Below are 15913 nucleotides of genomic sequence, written 5' to 3'. Positions count from 1 at the left end.
CAATATTAAGATTTGTTAAACAACGCTAAATAGCGTTTAAATTAAGATTCCGCCGTGCATATTTGTGGCAATTGTAAATAAATTGACCACATATGAAACATTTAATCTGCAGTATAATACTGTTTTCTGTGCTTTCCACAGCATTTTGTCAAAGTAAAATTTCCTACGGTATAAATGCCGGGTACACGAATGCCGGATCATTGGTATCCAATAAACGATCCCACAGTTATAGCTTCCGAAGCATTTCGGGTGTTACAGCAGGGCTTTTTCTTGAAATACCGCTCGTTGGTGGACTCTCTATTCAGCCTGAAGTAAACTTTACCCAAAATGGTATGGAGGCAAAGCATGCCCTTGAAAATAACTGGACAACATACCGAAGAAATGCGATCGAGATTCCATTGAATATAGCTTATAATATTACGGTTGGAGAAGGTCGGATTTATCTTGCTGCTAGTCCCTATTATGGTAAACAGATGTCTGTGAATAATAATGATGGAAAATTTTACGATGCAACGACCAATCCTTCAGACTATGGTTTGGGTTTTAACTTAGGTTACAAATGGAATGGGGGCTATGGTTTATTCATTGGCTCCAATTATGGGATGAAGGATATGAGCGTCAATGAAAATGTAAAACTCTATAACCGTACGTTCAATGTTGGCTTACGATTTGACCTCCATCAGATACTGAAAAAATAGCAACTAATATAACTTTAACGGGAAGCAGCACTCCATCAATTATATCGCCTCAGAAAGAACCTGTTTTTTTGAAGCGTTATCATCGGATTTGCTGCTTTTTTGTAATCTCAAGTTTTATGTTTTCATCTTCAGGTCATTTGTACTGATCGATGAGATCTGTAATGACCTCTGAGATCCACGCTAATTATTTTCCTTTCTTTCACATCAGATGTCTCCTGATCCACTGGAATCGACCTTATTTCATGAGTTTCTCAATTGAATTATATTGTTCAATTGTTAACATATTTTGCGTAAATCAAATTCTTCTCAGTAAATTAGTGCTCAAATCTAAACTAAAACATACTAAAAAATGAAAAAGCCAATTCTCGTTGTCAAATTTGGATCGGCTTCTATTACCACGAAAGAGGGAGAAGTTGATGAACGTATTGTTTTGGAGATCGCTAGGCAGATTGCTTCCTTACAAAAGAAATACAATATTGTCTTGGTCTCTTCAGGTGCTGTTGCCGCCGGTAAACGTTTTCTGCCCAGTTATACGGGAACGCTATCCGAACGAAAGGCCGCGGCTGCAATTGGGAACCCCATATTGATTAATACGTATTCAACTTATTTCCGACCGTTTAAAATTTCATTGGCGCAAAGTTTATGTGAGCGACATCATTTTTCCAATCGGGATCAATTTCTACAATTGAAAAATACGTATGAGGAATTGTGGCGGAACAATGTGATTCCAATCGCAAATGAAAATGATGTGGTAAGTAATAAAGAACTGAAGTTTTCAGATAATGATGAGTTGGCAACCTTGATTGCTGTTGGTTTTGGTGCCGAAAAATTGCTATTTAGTACTTCCGTCCCCGGTGTGTTAGATGCAAACAACAAGATTATACCGCAAATTGAAACCATCGATCGGGATATCTTAGGTTTGGCAAGGAAGGATAAATCTTCAGTAGGATTGGGGGGAATGACTTCGAAATTGAACTTTGCCCGATTGGCCAATCAGATGGGGATCGCTGTTGTCATTTTCAGTATGCAAACCGAAGAGGCGATCCAAAAAGCGGTTAAGCACGAGACCGGCACATTGTGTCTGGCTCAAAGTAAGAAGATCTCTTCCCGCAAGAAATGGCTTGCGAGTGGAAGTTTGATAAAAGGGGAATTGATGGTCGACCGTGGAGCGGAGGAAGCGTTATTGAAGCACAAAAGTTTACTAGCCGTGGGGGTAACCCGTATCGTTGAACATTTTGAAAAAGGAGAAGTGTTAAATATCGTCAATCTAGAAGGCCTAACCGTTGCCGTTGCCCGGGCGAAGATGGATTCATCCGCTTTGTCCCAGGCCAGTAAAAAAAATGTAGAAATTGCACATGCAAATGATATCGTATTGTTATGAGTGAATCCATCGTAAAACAACTTCAGGCGGCGGCCAAAGCAAAACAAATTTTGCAACAACTGGCTCCTGATACCAAAATAACTATTTTAAATGCCATCGCAGATGGTCTTGTCGCGCATACCGCAGCTATATTACAAGCGAATAAGATTGATTTGGATCGTATGTCTGATGACGACCCCAAAAAGGATCGTCTCCTACTCAACAGCGATCGTTTAAAAGGTTTGGCTGACAGTGTTAAGCAAATAGCCCAGCTAGCGGACCCAGCAGATCAGCTATTGCTTAAAAAGATATTGCCGAATGGATTGGAGATCGAGAAAATTACAGTTCCACTAGGTGTTGTTGGCGTAATCTATGAATCGCGACCTAATGTGACGATAGATGTTGCGGCACTATGTATTCAATCGGGTAACGTTTGTCTATTGCGTGGTGGTTCTGATGCATTACAAACCAATGAAGCATTGTTAAAAGTGATCCATGACGTCCTGCAGCTGCATGGTATCTCAAAGGATATTGTGCAACTATTGCCTGTCGATAGAAAGCATGTGTCGGAATTGTTGGAAGCGACCCAATATGTGGATATTATCATACCACGAGGCTCTCAGTCGCTGATCGATTATGTGCGGGAACACGCGAAGGTGCCTGTCATTGAAACAGGGGCGGGAGTATGCCATACGTATGTGGACCGTACAGCAGATCTGGATATGGCAGCTAAAATTGTTGCTAATGCTAAAATTTCAAGACCATCGGTGTGTAATTCTTTAGATACTGTTTTGGTCGATCGCACTATTGCTCCCGAGTTTCTAACAAAACTGAAGACCTACTTTGAAGATGCTCAGGTGGAAGTTTTTGCGGATCCTACAGCTTATGAGGTGTTAAAGGCTGAAAATTTTTCAAATTTAAGACGTGCAGAAGAAGATGATTTTGGAAGAGAATTTTTAGATTTGAAGTGTTCAATAAAGACAGTTGGGAGTTTAGATGAAGCTTTGGATCATATCGCAAAATATTCTTCCAAACATTCGGAATGTATTGTTTCTTCCAGTGAACTCCATATCGAACAATTTTTGAACACAGTGGATGCTGCTGCGGTATATGCCAATGCATCAACACGTTTTACAGATGGTGGTGAGTTTGGTTTGGGGGCAGAAATCGGTATCTCGACCCAAAAGTTACATGCCCGCGGACCATTTGCATTAGAAAAATTGGTAACAGAGAAATGGATTGTCCGTGGAAATGGACAGATCAGATAAGCATAGATCATGGGATTAAGTTTTAAAAAAGATGTATTGATGAATTGGATCGAAGAAATTGGTAAATTTCTTCGCATATGGACAGAAGGCCATGATGCCTTTATCGAGCGGACTGATCCAGCAGTGTTTGAAGATGCTTATGAGAAATTCTTCGAAAAGAGTAGGGCCTATTTTTTAAATCTTTCCGAAAGCGAGCTTTCGGCATATCTCAAAACAGATCTTCAAATACAGCAACTACATCCATTGGCTTTAACCTTGTTGTTTGATGGTTTGAATGCTACAGATGGTAATCAGGAAAATTTACTTCGCAAAGCAAAGTTTATTTTGAATCTGGCGATGGCCGAAACGGCGAGCTTTGCCTTTCAGGATTATCACTATCTTGCCATGATCGATAACAAGTTGAAGAGCCTTTAAAGATAACTTCTGATACTTCCCCATGTTGAATTAGATACCGTAAGGGATTAAATTGGCATAGGAGCAGAATTTCGGAAGTTATCTACTAATGGGCAGAAAACTGCCCATCAATTAACTGCCCCAAGAAATTGTAAACTTTTTGGGGCAGCGCATTGATCGACTCGTTATAACAGAAGTAATAACAAATTTGTGTAATCTTTTTTAGACCTTCCATTGTGAACGGAAATAGGCGGTTTTGTTCCGGTTGCTTAGCGCAGAATCTCGCGGGCGATCACCAGACGTTGGATTTCAGAGGTCCCCTCGTAGATTTGTGTGATTTTTGCGTCGCGCATTAACCTTTCGACATGATATTCTTTTACGTAACCATAGCCACCGTGGATCTGTACAGCTTCCACAGTATGTTTCATGGCAACTTCCGATGCATGTAATTTAGCTACCGCAGCTTCTTTACCGTAAGGAAGACCTTGGTCCTTTGTCCAGGCAGCTTTATAGGTCAAAAGTCGAGCAGCCTCGATATCGACTTCCATATCGGCCAATTTAAACTGTATGGCCTGATGGTCCGAAATTGGTTTTCCAAAAGTCTTTCGCTCTTTTGAGTAAGCCAAAGCGAGATCATAAGCACCGGCAGCAATTCCTAAAGCCTGTGCTGCAATGCCGATACGACCGCCATCGAGTGTTTTCATGGCAAACTTAAATCCGAAGCCATCTTCTCCGATGCGGTTTTCCTTAGGAATCCGGACATCGGAAAATAGAAGTGAATGGGTATCAGAACTACGGATGCCTAACTTGTTTTCCTTCGGACCAATGGTAAATCCCGTCAGCCCTTTTTCAACAATCAATACATTGATTCCTTTGTGGCCTTTTTCAGGATGTGTCTGTGCGATTACAAGATAGATATCAGCATGGCCACCGTTGGTGATCCAATTTTTTGTGCCATTTAGTAGATAGTGATCTCCTTTATCTTCGGCTGTTGTGTGCTGCGAGGAGGCGTCCGAACCGGCTTCGGGTTCTGATAACGCAAAAGCGCCAAGTTTCTCGCCCTTCGCTAAAGGAATCAGGTACTTTTGTTTCTGTTCCTCTGTACCAAAAGCATTGAGTCCATATAATACCAGGGAATTGTGGGCGGATACAATAACGGCCGCAGAGGCATCAATTTTGGCAATTTCTTCGAGAACAAGAACATAGGCCAACGTATCCATGCCAGCCCCACCATACGCTTCAGGGGTCATGATACCCATAAATCCTAGTTCAGCCATCTGCTTGACAAAATCTATTGGAAATTTTGCGGCTTCATCGCGCTCGATTGCCCCAGCCTTTAGCTCCTGGGCGAATTCCCGTGCTGCGTCACGGATCATTTTATGTTCTTCGCTTAATTCAAAATTCATGGTATTTCAGTTTTTTTTGGTTCGTCAGTTACCAAGCCGATAACTTATATATCTAATAAGGTTTGCTGTCAAAAAGTTTTCTCCCAACTCACAATCATTTTATGAGACTGGTGTACCACTATACTCAAATATACAAAATATATATTATGCGAGCATAGTAAATAAGCAAAATACTTTTATACTAATTCAGTTAATCATATAGGCTTTTGGTGAACAATGGGCTGGATAGGGCACCTGGTCTTGGTTAATCTGGAGACGTATTTGCAGCGAAAAGTCAACGTATTAAAATCCTTACTTTCAATTGGATTAGGTTTAGTTTTTTCATCTTAATTTAAAAAATTGAAGAATTACTTGTTTGCTAAATTTAATCTACTATATTTGTAGACTATATAATTTAAACACATTTAAAAAATAAGATTATGAGTTTAAGATTAGGAGATGAAGCGCCAAATTTTAAAGCGCAAACAACCATTGGTGAAATAGATTTTCACGATTATATCAAAGATAGCTGGGTCGTTTTCTTTTCGCACCCATCAGATTATACGCCAGTATGTACGACAGAGTTGGGCCGTACTGCAAAATTGAAATCTGAATTTGACAAGAGAGGTGTGAAGGCCATTGCACTAAGCGTCGATAATGTAAACGATCACTTGAATTGGATTAAGGACATCAATGAAACGCAAAATACCGAAGTGAATTTCCCGGTTATCGCTGATGAAGATCGTCATATATCGGAATTGTACGATATGATCCATCCAAATGCGTCCGCAACAGCGACCGTGCGTTCGGTATTTATTATCGGTCCCGACAAAAAGATCAAACTGACGTTGACCTATCCAGCATCAACTGGTCGTAATTTTGATGAAATTTTACGGGTCATTGATTCTTTACAGTTAACAGCCGATTACCAAGTGGCCACGCCAGCTGACTGGAAGCATGGTGAAGATGTTATTGTTGTTCCAGCGATAAAGACAGAAGATATTCCTGCTAAATTTCCAAAAGGGTTTAAAGAGATCAAACCGTATTTGAGAACGACACCACAACCTAATCTGTAAAAATTAGGCTTGAATTAAGGGACAAAAAAAAGGCAACATTGGAAAACGTTGCCTTTTTTATAGATTTAAAATGCATCCTAATAGACTTTAACCATGTAGATATAGTCTTGCATTTTCTTGATTTGTTCTGTTCTTGGTAAGCCTGCCAAGCTATTCTTTTTATTGATCTTAAGACCAGTAACCAGTGAATCACTTGGGATGTCCGCTAAAGCATTCAAGATTGATTTCGTTTTGATTGCAAAGGCAGCACCATCTATGCCACGTTGTTTTCCGGAAATAATACCAATCACATTACCTCTGCTATCCAATACGGGACCGCCACTGTTACCTGGATTGACAGGCACGGAGATCTGATATGCGATGGTATCACCAGCATAACCTGTTGATGAACTTAGGTATCCCTGACCATATACTGCTTCGTCACGAGGAAACCCGATTGTATAAATATCTTCGCCAAGATCTGAATTCGAAGTTTTGAACGTGTAAGGTAAGCTTTTAGCTTTCTTAAAGGTCTTATCTGCGATGTATAAAATTGCTAAATCTTTGCTTGGATCGGTATGTACGATTTGTGCTTTATAAGATTCGCCTTTACTATTTTGTAAATAGATTGAATCTGCTCCACTAATGACATGGTAGTTGGTGACCACATAGCCATCTGTTGTCAGCATAAATCCTGTTGCGCCAAACTGGCTTTCAGTACCTTTTACTGATTTTTTGTCATTGATATCCCTGATTGCAGCGTTGTGTGCGTTGACGTTCTTTTTGACATTGTTCATGTCTCTACGTAATGCACTGTAATCGGAAGATGCTTTTTCGAGGTTGCTGTAATAACCGCTCAACCATAATGTGCCAAATACCGCAAATACCGCTACCACTGCCGCCACCAAAGAACTTGCTTTGATACGTTCCCAAAGTGAAATAACTGTTGATTGCTTCATTGGAACAACCTTGGTTGTTTTGCTTTGGGTTTTATGGTATTCTTTTGCTGATTGTGCCAATGCATTTTTGAAATCCAGCCGATGGCTAGTTTCCTGCATATTGACGACAAATTCGCGGTGTTGTTGTAATTGGGCAGCATAGGAGGGCTGTTCAGCACAAAAAGATTCAAATGCAGCTTTTTCCTCGGTCGATAATTCGCCGCGAAGATATTGATCTGCTAATTCGAAAAATTCTTTTTGATTCATTGTTCCCATGGTGTTACTCAAATTTTAATCTGTTGAAAAAAATATTTTTTTCAGCCTTTGTAGGCATTTATACTTCTGAGTCTTGGCATTATCTGTATTGGTATAACCAAATTTTTCACAGATGTCCTGCATCGAATGGTTTAAGATATAGAAATCATGTAAGATCGTCTTACATGGTTCTCCCATTTTCTCGAGGGCAAGTTCCATTTGGTCGAACTTTTTTTCAAGTTCTTGATGCTGTTGAAGATCTTCTTCCTCAAAGAGGGAATCTTCATAACCCCTAATGTCACTGTTGCCGAAACCAGCACGATTGAGTTGCTTAAGCCAAAGCCTTCTGCAAATCGAGTAAAGATATGTTTTTAGTTTGCTGCTGAGCTCAAAGTTTCCCTTGGAAACTTTATCGTAGAGCACAATGACAGCTTCTTGAAAGATATCTTTCGCTTCATCCTCACTTCCATTGTTTTGCAAGATCATATGGCTTATAGACGGATAGTACCGCTTATAGATAGCATCTATCGCCAAGCTGTTGCCGTTTCTGATGCCATCAATGATCTGCTCATCATTTTCTAACAGGACTGATTTACTGAATTTACTCACCTATTAATACCTTAATGCTTAAATTGTAACCCTTTGAAAAATAAAATTCTTCGAAATATTTTCAAACGTAAACTTTTATTTGTGTAAAGCGAAATCTATCCCCAAAAATAAGGCTTATTCCTTGAAACCGAAAGCATTTGTTTTTTATTGGAATCAGCTGCTTTTGGCAAGACTTAGTTTTTTTTCACCGTCTCTATTTTTTATGTTTTTGCTTTGTTTTATGTACAATTCTGGAAGGAAGATCTTATGGGACGATTTTAACGTGCTATATGATCTTTTTTTGTATCGAAAAAGTTTCGCAATCGAGTGCTTTAATAATCTGCTTGTTATTACTGCAAAATGAAGTTACATTTGGTTTCCTGGACTAAATTGCTTAATTACATTATGTTAAGAAACTCTGTTATTTTTTCAACGATTCTAGCCTCATTGCTGTCGCTGGACACTACTGTTGCGATAGGGCAAACGATTACGCCATCTATCGACGGTTTCCAGTATGGAGCTGCAGCGGCTCCGAAAGGGAATGAATGGGAATCGCCTCAATTATTATCACTTAATAAGGAGTTGCCACATGCTTCGTTCTTCTCCTTTCAAAACGTAGAAAGTGCGCGAAAAGTACTTCCCGAGCATAGTAACTATTGGCTTTCGCTCAATGGATCCTGGAAGTTTAACTGGGTAAAGACTCCGGAAGAGCGGCCAAAGGACTTTTATGATCCTAGTTATAATGTTGGTGCCTGGGAATCTGTTCCGGTCCCGATGAGCTGGAATATTTATGGTATACAGAAGGATGGAAGCCTAAAATATGGTGTACCTATTTACACGAACCAACGTGTGATCTTTCATCATCAAGTGAAGGTCGATGATTGGCGCGGTGGAGTCATGCGAACACCAGCCCAAGATTGGACAACTTATGTCTACCGTAATGAAGTGGGATCGTACCGACGCAATTTTACCGTACCTACTGATTGGGACGGTCGTGAAGTATTTATCAATTTTGATGGTGTAGACTCCTTTTTCTACCTGTGGATAAATGGCAAATATGTCGGATTTTCAAAAAATTCAAGAAACGTCGCATCTTTCAATATCTCACCTTACTTAAAAAAGGGGGCTGAAAATGTGTTAGCAGTTGAAGTTTACCGCAGTTCGGACGCTTCCTTTTTGGAAGATCAGGATATGTTTAGATTGCCCGGAATATTTCGGGATGTTTCGCTGACTTCAACGCCAAAAGTTCAGATTCGCGATCTAGCGGCTATTCCAGACTTGGACAGCAAGTACGAAAATGGTTCGTTGAAAATTACGAGTACTGTACGCAATCTAGGGAATAAGAAAGCTGAAGGGTATAAAGTTGTTTATTCACTTTATAAAAATAAGCTATACAGTGACGAGAATACCCTTGTCGACCAGACAGAAGCCTCTTCTGCTGTGCCAACCCTGGATGGTCAAGTTTCCAATAGCATCACAGCAACGTTGAATGTCAAAAATCCAGATAAATGGTCTGCCGAATTACCTTATCGGTATACTTTGGTGGCTGAACTGAAGGATAAAAAGAACAAAACGATAGAGACTATTTCTACCTACGTTGGATTTAGAAAGGTTGAGATTAAAGACACCAAGGCTGCGGATGATGAATTTGGCCTGGCCGGACGTTATTATTATGTCAATGGCAAGACGGTGAAACTCAAAGGTGTCAACCGTCATGAGACCAATCCTGAACATGGTAAGGTAGTGACCAGAGAACAGATGGAAGCTGAGGTGAAATTGATGAAACGGGCGAACATCAACCATGTCCGGAATTCGCACTATCCAGAACCTGCTTATTGGTATTATTTATGCGATAAATATGGAATTTATCTCGAGGATGAAGCCAATATTGAGAGCCATGAATATTATTATGGCAAAGAGTCTCTTTCTCATGTTCCTGAATGGAAAAATGCCCATGTAGCCCGTAATATCGAGATGGTGCATTCGACCATCAACCATCCGGCAGTCGTTATTTGGTCTCTAGGAAACGAAGCCGGTCCGGGTGATAATTTCGTGGCCGCCTATCAGGCTATTAAAAAAATTGATACGTCACGACCTGTTCAATACGAGCGTAATAATACAATCGTTGATATGGGATCCAACCAATATCCTTCGATAGACTGGGTAAGAGGAGCTGTAAAAGGTACCTACAAATTGAAATATCCATTTCATATTTCGGAATATTCACATTCCATGGGGAATGCTGTTGGTAACCTAATTGATTATTGGGAAGCCATCGAATCGACCAACTTTTTTATGGGCGGTGCCATCTGGGATTGGATTGATCAGGCCATGTATTATTATGATAAAAAGACCGGCGAACGCTTTCTTGCCTATGGTGGCGACTTTGGAGACAAACCCAATGATGGGACCTTTGTTAATAACGGGTTGATCTTTGCCGATATGAAACCTAAGCCACAGTATTATGAGGTAAAGAAAGTGTACCAAAATGCGGGTGTAAAAGCTATTGATATTCAACAAGGGAAAATTGAACTTTTCAATAAAAATTATTTTAAAGATCTATCCGATTATCAGGTGCAATGGTCGCTATATAAAAATGGGATAGAGGTGAAAAATAGCGGGGGTACAATCAGTGCGACAGATTTGCCCGAGGCGCGCCAACGCAAGCAACTTGTATTGCCGATAAATTATGCGCAGTTGGATGCGGGATCGGAGTATTTTGTAAAAGTACAGTTTATTCTCAATACGGATCGACCTTGGGCAGCCAAAGGCTTTGTACAAATGGAGGAACAATTGTTTGTCAAAGCGGCCGAAAATAAACCGTTGATTTCATCTGTTGCACAAGGGGAGGCTCCGTTGCTTTCCAAAGAAGGTGATTTGCAGGTGGTAAAGGGAGATCAGTTTATCGTTAAGTTTGACAATAAAACTGGCTCGATATATAATCTAACGTATGCCGGTAAACAAATTATCCGCGATGGTGAAGGTCCTAAATTGGATGCGTTACGTGCTCCGGTTGACAATGACAACTGGGCTTACCAACAATGGTTTGAAAAAGGATTACATAACCTGAAACATAAGGTTTTGTCTTCAAACAGCTATACCAAGAAGGATGGAACAGTTGTATTGGCGTTTACAATTGAGTCACAAGCACCTTATGGCGCATCACTGTTAGGTGGAACTTCTGGAACGTATACCCTTAAAGAACATACGGATAAGCCTTTTGGTAAGGATGATTTTAAATTTACAAGCAATCAGATCTGGACAATCTATAAGGATGGCTCTATTGAATTGTCGTCAAGTATTACATCCAATAATGCGAGTGTCGTATTAGCTCGATTGGGCTATTCTTTGCAATTACCGACCGAGTTTGGCAATTATAGTTACTACGGACGTGGACCGATCAACAATTATGCTGACCGGAAGACTGCTCAATTTATTGAATTGCATAAAAGTACTGTAAAAGACCAGTTTGTGCCATGGCCTAATCCGCAAAATATGAGCAACAATGAAGAGGTACGCTGGACAGCATTAACCAACAATAATGGTCAAGGAGCTATCTTTGTTGCAAAAAATCATTTGGCAACTTCCGTTTTGGAATATAGTGAGCTCGAACTGACATTTGCGCCACACCCTTATCAATTGCCAAAAAGTTCAGGTGTACATCTGCATCTAGATGCTGCGGTAACAGGATTGGGCGGTAACAGCTGTGGACAAGGTCCGCCGTTGGAGAAAGACCGTGTGAAAGCAGTGCCAACGTCTATGGGCTTTATTATCCGTCCGATTCAGAACAATGATATGATGGAGAAGGCTCAGGTAGCGACTGCCGGTGATGCGCCAATTTCTTTGGCAAGAAGTTCAAATGGTGAAGTTTCTATTCAATCAGGAGATAAGAATGAGCCTGTGTTATACAGTTTGAATAACGCGAAAGCAAGTGTCTACAAGGCGCCTTTTGATTTACGCGCCGGCGGTACAGTGACGGCTTGGTATCAGCGTAACGAAAAATTAAAGGTAACACAGCAATACTCAAAAATCGAAACTATTCCAATGGAAGTTATTTTTGCTTCAAGTCAGGAGACTGGCGAAGGGGATGCTAAGAACCTACTGGATGGGGATCCTTCCTCGATTTGGCATACGATGTATTCGGTTACGGTAGCACAGTATCCACATTGGGTTGATTTCGATGCTGGAAGTAGCAAAACAATTAAAGGCTTCACTTTTCTACCAAGACAGGATGGGCCGAATGGTGATATCAAGGATTATAAGATTCAGGTGAGTAAAGATGGAAAGAACTGGGAAGATGTGATGTCCGGATCTTTTGAACGGAATAAAAAGTTAAAAACTGTTCGATTTGAAAAACCTGTGAAAGGACGTTATATCCGTTTTACTGGACTTAACTCCCAACGTGGTGATGATTATGCGTCGGGAGCTGAATTTGCTGTTATAGCTGAGTAAATCGCGTTACATCGCATATTGAGCCAGCATCTGTCAAACAGATGCTGGCTTTTTTTGTTAGCGACCTATGCTATGTTTAAATAGCGATTGAAAAGAGTGATTGGCCGTCTAGCCTAAACAGGTAAGGTAAGGTAAGGTAAGGTAAGGTAAGGTAAGGTAAGGTAAGGTAAGGTAAGGTAAGGTAAGGTAAGGTAAGGTAAGGTAAGGTAAGGTAAGGTAAGGTAAGGTAAGGTAAGGTAAGGTAAGGTAAGGTAAGGTAGAATCTTGCACGATAATCTTGCAAACATATTACAAAGAATGTTCACACACTTCTGTATTTTTAGGCCAGTTTAAACTGTGGCAATCTGAACAGTATGGAAATAAATAAACTTGATAATGCACCCTTTACGGCATATCAAAAACTTGTGGTGTTTTTATTGGCAATGACGCAATTTACGGTGGTGCTTGATTTTATGGTGATGTCACCGATGGGGGATATCCTGATGAAAGCCATAGATCTCAAACCGGCTCAATTTGGTATTGCGGTTTCAGCCTATGCCTTCAGTGCGGGTGCTTCGGGCTTACTTACCGCGGGTTTTGCCGATCGTTTTGATCGGAAGAAACTCCTGTTGTTTTTCTATTCTGGCTTTATCATCGGAACATTCTGCTGTAGTTTTGCTAACGATTACTGGACGTTGGTTGCTGCACGAATAATCACGGGACTGTTTGGCGGTGTTATTGGATCGATTTCTATGGCTATTATTACCGATATCTTTACACTTCAACAGCGGGGACGTGTAATGGGCTTTGTGCAGATGGGCTTTGGCGCAAGTCAGGTTTTGGGTATTCCCATAGGACTATATATTGCAAACAATTGGGGCTGGCATAGTGCCTTCCTGTGGATTGCCGTGATGGCGTTGATTATTGTCGTTATTATTGCGGTCAAACTCATTCCTATTACAGCACATATAGGTCTTCAGAAACATCAATCCGCGTTAAAACATCTTTGGTTGACTTTCTCACAGCGAGAGTACCGGGTTGGATTTATGGCCACCGCCCTGCTTTCGATTGGGGGGTATATGATGATGCCGTTTGGAAGTGCTTTTGCTGTAAATAACCTTAAAGTAAGCCACGAACAGCTGCCGATGTTGTTTATGATATCGGGTATTGCTTCCTTGATTATTATGCCTATTGTAGGCAAATTGAGTGATCGTTACGATAAGTTTAAGATTTTTGCTTTCGCTTCCTTTTGGCTTATGGTTGTCGTATTTATCTACACGAATCTAGGTGTCACGCCATTTTATATCGTTGTTATCTTAAACATTTTTATGATGGCGGGCATTTTAAGTCGAATGACACCATCTTCGGCCTTGATCACTGCTGTTCCTGAGGTGAAAGATCGGGGGGCATTTATGAGTATCAGTTCTTCGTTGCAACAGCTGGCTGGTGGTGTGGCTGCTTCATTAGCAGGTGTAATCATTGTCCAAGAAAACAAAGAAAGTCCATTGGAACATTACCCTACCTTGGGGATGATTGTTATTCTGATTTCCGTTGTGGGTATTTTTATGATCTATCGGGTAAGCAATATGATCAAAAAGCGACGCGCTGATTCTTAAAACAAAATTGCTCATTTTGTTATTAGTCCTTAAAACGATGAATTGTTAAAGAGAGATGAAATTATGGAAAAAATAATGAGATATCCACATCCAAATGGGGAGATAACCGTTCTTTGGATACCTGAACGCTGTGCACATGCTGCAGTTTGTGTGAAGAGTCTGCCCAATGTTTATCATCCTAAAGATAAGCCCTGGATTACGGCCCAAAATGCGAGTACGGCTGAATTGATTGAACAGATCAAGCACTGCCCTTCGGGAGCTCTTCAGTACGAATTAAAAAAATAATAGCAGTTGTATTGTTAAGGCAAAAAAAAAGCATCATTTAAATATAAATGATGCTTTTTTTGTTGGCGGTCTGGACGGGACTCGAACCCGCGACCCCATGCGTGACAGGCATGTATTCTAACCAGCTGAACTACCAGACCAACAATTGTGTTTTTAAAATTTTAGCGGTCTGGACGGGACTCGAACCCGCGACCCCATGCGTGACAGGCATGTATTCTAACCAGCTGAACTACCAGACCTAAAATCTTAAGGATTGTTTTTAATAATTTTTGGCGGTCTGGACGGGACTCGAACCCGCGACCCCATGCGTGACAGGCATGTATTCTAACCAGCTGAACTACCAGACCTAAAAATCTTAAAAACTTATTTTGTTAAAGAACGTATGAGATTTCTCTCTCTTTTGAAGCGGTCTGGACGGGACTCGAACCCGCGACCCCATGCGTGACAGGCATGTATTCTAACCAGCTGAACTACCAGACCTCAACCCTTCTCCTCAGAAGGTGTGCAAATATAGCGTTTGTTTACGTATCTGCAAAGATTTTTTGAAAAAAAACTAATCTACTTGACCTTCTTTCATCTTCTCTGCATTCTCTGCAAATTGCAATGCATCGATAATTCCCTGAATATCACCATCCATAATTGCCGGCAAGTTGTACATCGTCATTCCGATGCGGTGCTCCGTTACGCGACCTTGAGGGTAGTTATATGTACGAATTTTTGCCGAACGGTCTCCTGTAGACACCAAAGTTTTTCTTTTTGCAGCAATGTCGCCGTTCTTTTTGTTCAACTCAAGCTCATAAAGTTTGTTCCGCAACATCTCCATTGCTAACTCACGGTTGGCTAATTGGGAGCGTTCTACCTGACAAACAACGACAATACCTGTCGGTTTATGCGTCAACTGTACCTTTGTTTCTACCTTGTTGACGTTCTGCCCACCAGCACCACCTGAACGGGATGTCTGTAATTCTATATCACCCGGATTGATCTCAACATCGACATCTTCAGCTTCAGGAAGAACTGCAACAGATGCGGCAGAAGTATGTACACGACCTTGTGTCTCTGTGTCAGGAACACGTTGCACACGGTGAACGCCAGATTCGTATTTCAACTGACCATAAGCATCATCACCGATAACTTTTAAGATGACCTCTTTGTAACCACCGGAAGTTCCTTCAGTAACGTCCATTACTTCGTTGCGCCAGCCCTTGGTTTCGAAATAACGTGTATACATGCGGTAAAGATCACCAGCGAATAAGGCTGCTTCATCACCACCTGTTCCACCACGAATCTCTATAATGGCATTTTTCGCATCCTCAGGATCTTTCGGAATAAGCATTAAACGTATTTCCTCTTCTTTTTCTTCCTTGGCTACATATAAAAGATCCAACTCCTCCTTGGCCATCTCGCGAAGTTCTTGATCCTTCTCGTTCATGATGATGTCCTTATTGGTGTCAATATTACTGACCATATTTCTGTAAATATGGTATTGGTCTACAATTTTGCCTAAATCTTTGTATTCTTTATTCAATTTGGCAAAACGTTTCATATCCTGCATGGTTTCAGGGTTGCTCAGTTCAGCTTCCACCTCTTCCCATCTTTCCTTTATCGCTTGTAATTTGTCTAACATATATCAAAAATGCT

The 15913-nt window shown here is 40.8% G+C and carries 13 protein-coding genes and 4 tRNA genes; 8 read left to right on the top strand and 9 right to left on the bottom strand.

What is annotated here, in order from left to right:
* Positions 1–92: 92 nt before the first annotated feature.
* The 4 genes from OK025_RS04625 (at position 93) to OK025_RS04610 (ending at position 3740) form a co-directional block, all read left to right on the top strand.
* Complete coding sequence (locus OK025_RS04625; RefSeq protein ID WP_317668502.1) at positions 93–698, top strand: outer membrane beta-barrel protein; 606 nt, start codon at positions 93–95, stop codon at positions 696–698.
* 349 nt (positions 699–1047) lie between these two features.
* Positions 1048–2079: a glutamate 5-kinase gene (proB, locus tag OK025_RS04620; protein ID WP_317668501.1), complete on the top strand. Its 1032-nt coding sequence runs from the start codon at positions 1048–1050 to the stop codon at positions 2077–2079.
* Complete coding sequence (locus OK025_RS04615; RefSeq protein WP_317668500.1) at positions 2076–3326, top strand: glutamate-5-semialdehyde dehydrogenase; 1251 nt, start codon at positions 2076–2078, stop codon at positions 3324–3326. Before proB ends, OK025_RS04615 begins: the two co-directional genes overlap by 4 nt.
* A gap of 39 nt (positions 3327–3365) precedes the next feature.
* Positions 3366–3740 carry a hypothetical protein gene (locus OK025_RS04610; RefSeq protein ID WP_317668499.1) on the top strand — a complete coding sequence of 125 codons (375 nt, stop codon included), beginning with the start codon at positions 3366–3368 and terminating at the stop codon, positions 3738–3740.
* A 248-nt stretch (positions 3741–3988) separates the two neighbouring features.
* Here the strand turns inward: OK025_RS04610 and OK025_RS04605 are convergent, their stop codons facing one another.
* On the bottom strand, positions 3989–5125 hold the full coding sequence (locus OK025_RS04605) for an acyl-CoA dehydrogenase (RefSeq protein WP_317668498.1): 1137 nt from the start codon (positions 5123–5125) through the stop codon (positions 3989–3991).
* 419 nt (positions 5126–5544) lie between these two features.
* Here OK025_RS04605 and OK025_RS04600 point away from each other — a divergent pair, with 419 nt between their 5' ends.
* Positions 5545–6180, top strand: a complete 636-nt coding sequence (locus OK025_RS04600) for a peroxiredoxin (RefSeq protein WP_248933000.1) — start codon at positions 5545–5547, stop codon at positions 6178–6180.
* Between the two features lie 77 nt (positions 6181–6257).
* Here the strand turns inward: OK025_RS04600 and OK025_RS04595 are convergent, their stop codons facing one another.
* Together OK025_RS04595 and OK025_RS04590 are read right to left on the bottom strand one after the other, a co-directional pair.
* Positions 6258–7364, bottom strand: a complete 1107-nt coding sequence (locus OK025_RS04595; RefSeq protein ID WP_317668497.1) for a serine protease — start codon at positions 7362–7364, stop codon at positions 6258–6260.
* Between the two features lie 24 nt (positions 7365–7388).
* Positions 7389–7961 carry a sigma-70 family RNA polymerase sigma factor gene (locus OK025_RS04590; protein ID WP_317668496.1) on the bottom strand — a complete coding sequence of 191 codons (573 nt, stop codon included), beginning with the start codon at positions 7959–7961 and terminating at the stop codon, positions 7389–7391.
* A gap of 384 nt (positions 7962–8345) precedes the next feature.
* Between OK025_RS04590 and OK025_RS04585 the strand changes: the two genes are divergently transcribed.
* Entirely contained in the window at positions 8346–12392 is a 4047-nt protein-coding gene (locus tag OK025_RS04585; RefSeq protein ID WP_317668495.1) for a glycoside hydrolase family 2 TIM barrel-domain containing protein, read from the top strand.
* A 113-nt stretch (positions 12393–12505) separates the two neighbouring features.
* On the opposite strand, the gene OK025_RS04580 is transcribed toward OK025_RS04585, so the two are convergent.
* Complete coding sequence (locus tag OK025_RS04580; protein ID WP_317668494.1) at positions 12506–12679, bottom strand: hypothetical protein; 174 nt, start codon at positions 12677–12679, stop codon at positions 12506–12508.
* A gap of 66 nt (positions 12680–12745) precedes the next feature.
* Between OK025_RS04580 and OK025_RS04575 the strand changes: the two genes are divergently transcribed.
* Both OK025_RS04575 and OK025_RS04570 read left to right on the top strand, forming a co-directional pair.
* Positions 12746–13987 carry an MFS transporter gene (locus tag OK025_RS04575; protein WP_317668493.1) on the top strand — a complete coding sequence of 414 codons (1242 nt, stop codon included), beginning with the start codon at positions 12746–12748 and terminating at the stop codon, positions 13985–13987.
* Positions 13988–14050: 63 nt separating this feature from the next.
* A complete protein-coding gene (locus OK025_RS04570) occupies positions 14051–14272 on the top strand; it encodes a (4Fe-4S)-binding protein (protein WP_317668492.1) in 222 nt (73 codons plus the stop codon).
* Between the two features lie 63 nt (positions 14273–14335).
* Here OK025_RS04570 and OK025_RS04565 read toward each other — a convergent pair.
* From OK025_RS04565 to prfA, 5 genes are all read right to left on the bottom strand, one after another.
* Positions 14336–14412, bottom strand: a tRNA-Asp gene (locus OK025_RS04565).
* Between the two features lie 25 nt (positions 14413–14437).
* Positions 14438–14511 (bottom strand) — tRNA-Asp (locus OK025_RS04560).
* 31 nt (positions 14512–14542) lie between these two features.
* Positions 14543–14619 (bottom strand) — tRNA-Asp (locus OK025_RS04555).
* A gap of 59 nt (positions 14620–14678) precedes the next feature.
* Positions 14679–14752, bottom strand: a tRNA-Asp gene (locus OK025_RS04550).
* A gap of 73 nt (positions 14753–14825) precedes the next feature.
* On the bottom strand, positions 14826–15899 hold the full coding sequence (prfA, locus tag OK025_RS04545; protein WP_293905354.1) for a peptide chain release factor 1: 1074 nt from the start codon (positions 15897–15899) through the stop codon (positions 14826–14828).
* Between the last annotated feature and the right edge of the window lie 14 nt (positions 15900–15913).

The organism is Sphingobacterium sp. UGAL515B_05 (assembly GCF_033097525.1).
Classification (GTDB): Bacteria; Bacteroidota; Bacteroidia; order Sphingobacteriales; family Sphingobacteriaceae; genus Sphingobacterium.
This window is presented reverse-complemented; position numbering and strand designations above follow the sequence as displayed.

Bases quoted from the DNA above. Each gene is read 5' to 3' on its own strand.
- prfA (WP_293905354.1), bottom strand. From the start codon at position 15,899: ATGTTAGACAAATTACAAGCGATAAAGGAAAGATGGGAAGAGGTGGAA.
- OK025_RS04605 (WP_317668498.1), bottom strand. From the start codon at position 5,125: ATGAATTTTGAATTAAGCGAAGAACATAAAATGATCCGTGACGCAGCA.
- proB (WP_317668501.1), top strand. From the start codon at position 1,048: ATGAAAAAGCCAATTCTCGTTGTCAAATTTGGATCGGCTTCTATTACC.
- OK025_RS04580 (WP_317668494.1), bottom strand. From the start codon at position 12,679: ATGTTTGCAAGATTATCGTGCAAGATTCTACCTTACCTTACCTTACCT.
- OK025_RS04585 (WP_317668495.1), top strand. From the start codon at position 8,346: ATGTTAAGAAACTCTGTTATTTTTTCAACGATTCTAGCCTCATTGCTG.
- OK025_RS04595 (WP_317668497.1), bottom strand. From the start codon at position 7,364: ATGAATCAAAAAGAATTTTTCGAATTAGCAGATCAATATCTTCGCGGC.
- OK025_RS04575 (WP_317668493.1), top strand. From the start codon at position 12,746: ATGGAAATAAATAAACTTGATAATGCACCCTTTACGGCATATCAAAAA.
- OK025_RS04625 (WP_317668502.1), top strand. From the start codon at position 93: ATGAAACATTTAATCTGCAGTATAATACTGTTTTCTGTGCTTTCCACA.
- OK025_RS04570 (WP_317668492.1), top strand. From the start codon at position 14,051: ATGGAAAAAATAATGAGATATCCACATCCAAATGGGGAGATAACCGTT.
- OK025_RS04610 (WP_317668499.1), top strand. From the start codon at position 3,366: ATGAATTGGATCGAAGAAATTGGTAAATTTCTTCGCATATGGACAGAA.
- OK025_RS04600 (WP_248933000.1), top strand. From the start codon at position 5,545: ATGAGTTTAAGATTAGGAGATGAAGCGCCAAATTTTAAAGCGCAAACA.
- OK025_RS04615 (WP_317668500.1), top strand. From the start codon at position 2,076: ATGAGTGAATCCATCGTAAAACAACTTCAGGCGGCGGCCAAAGCAAAA.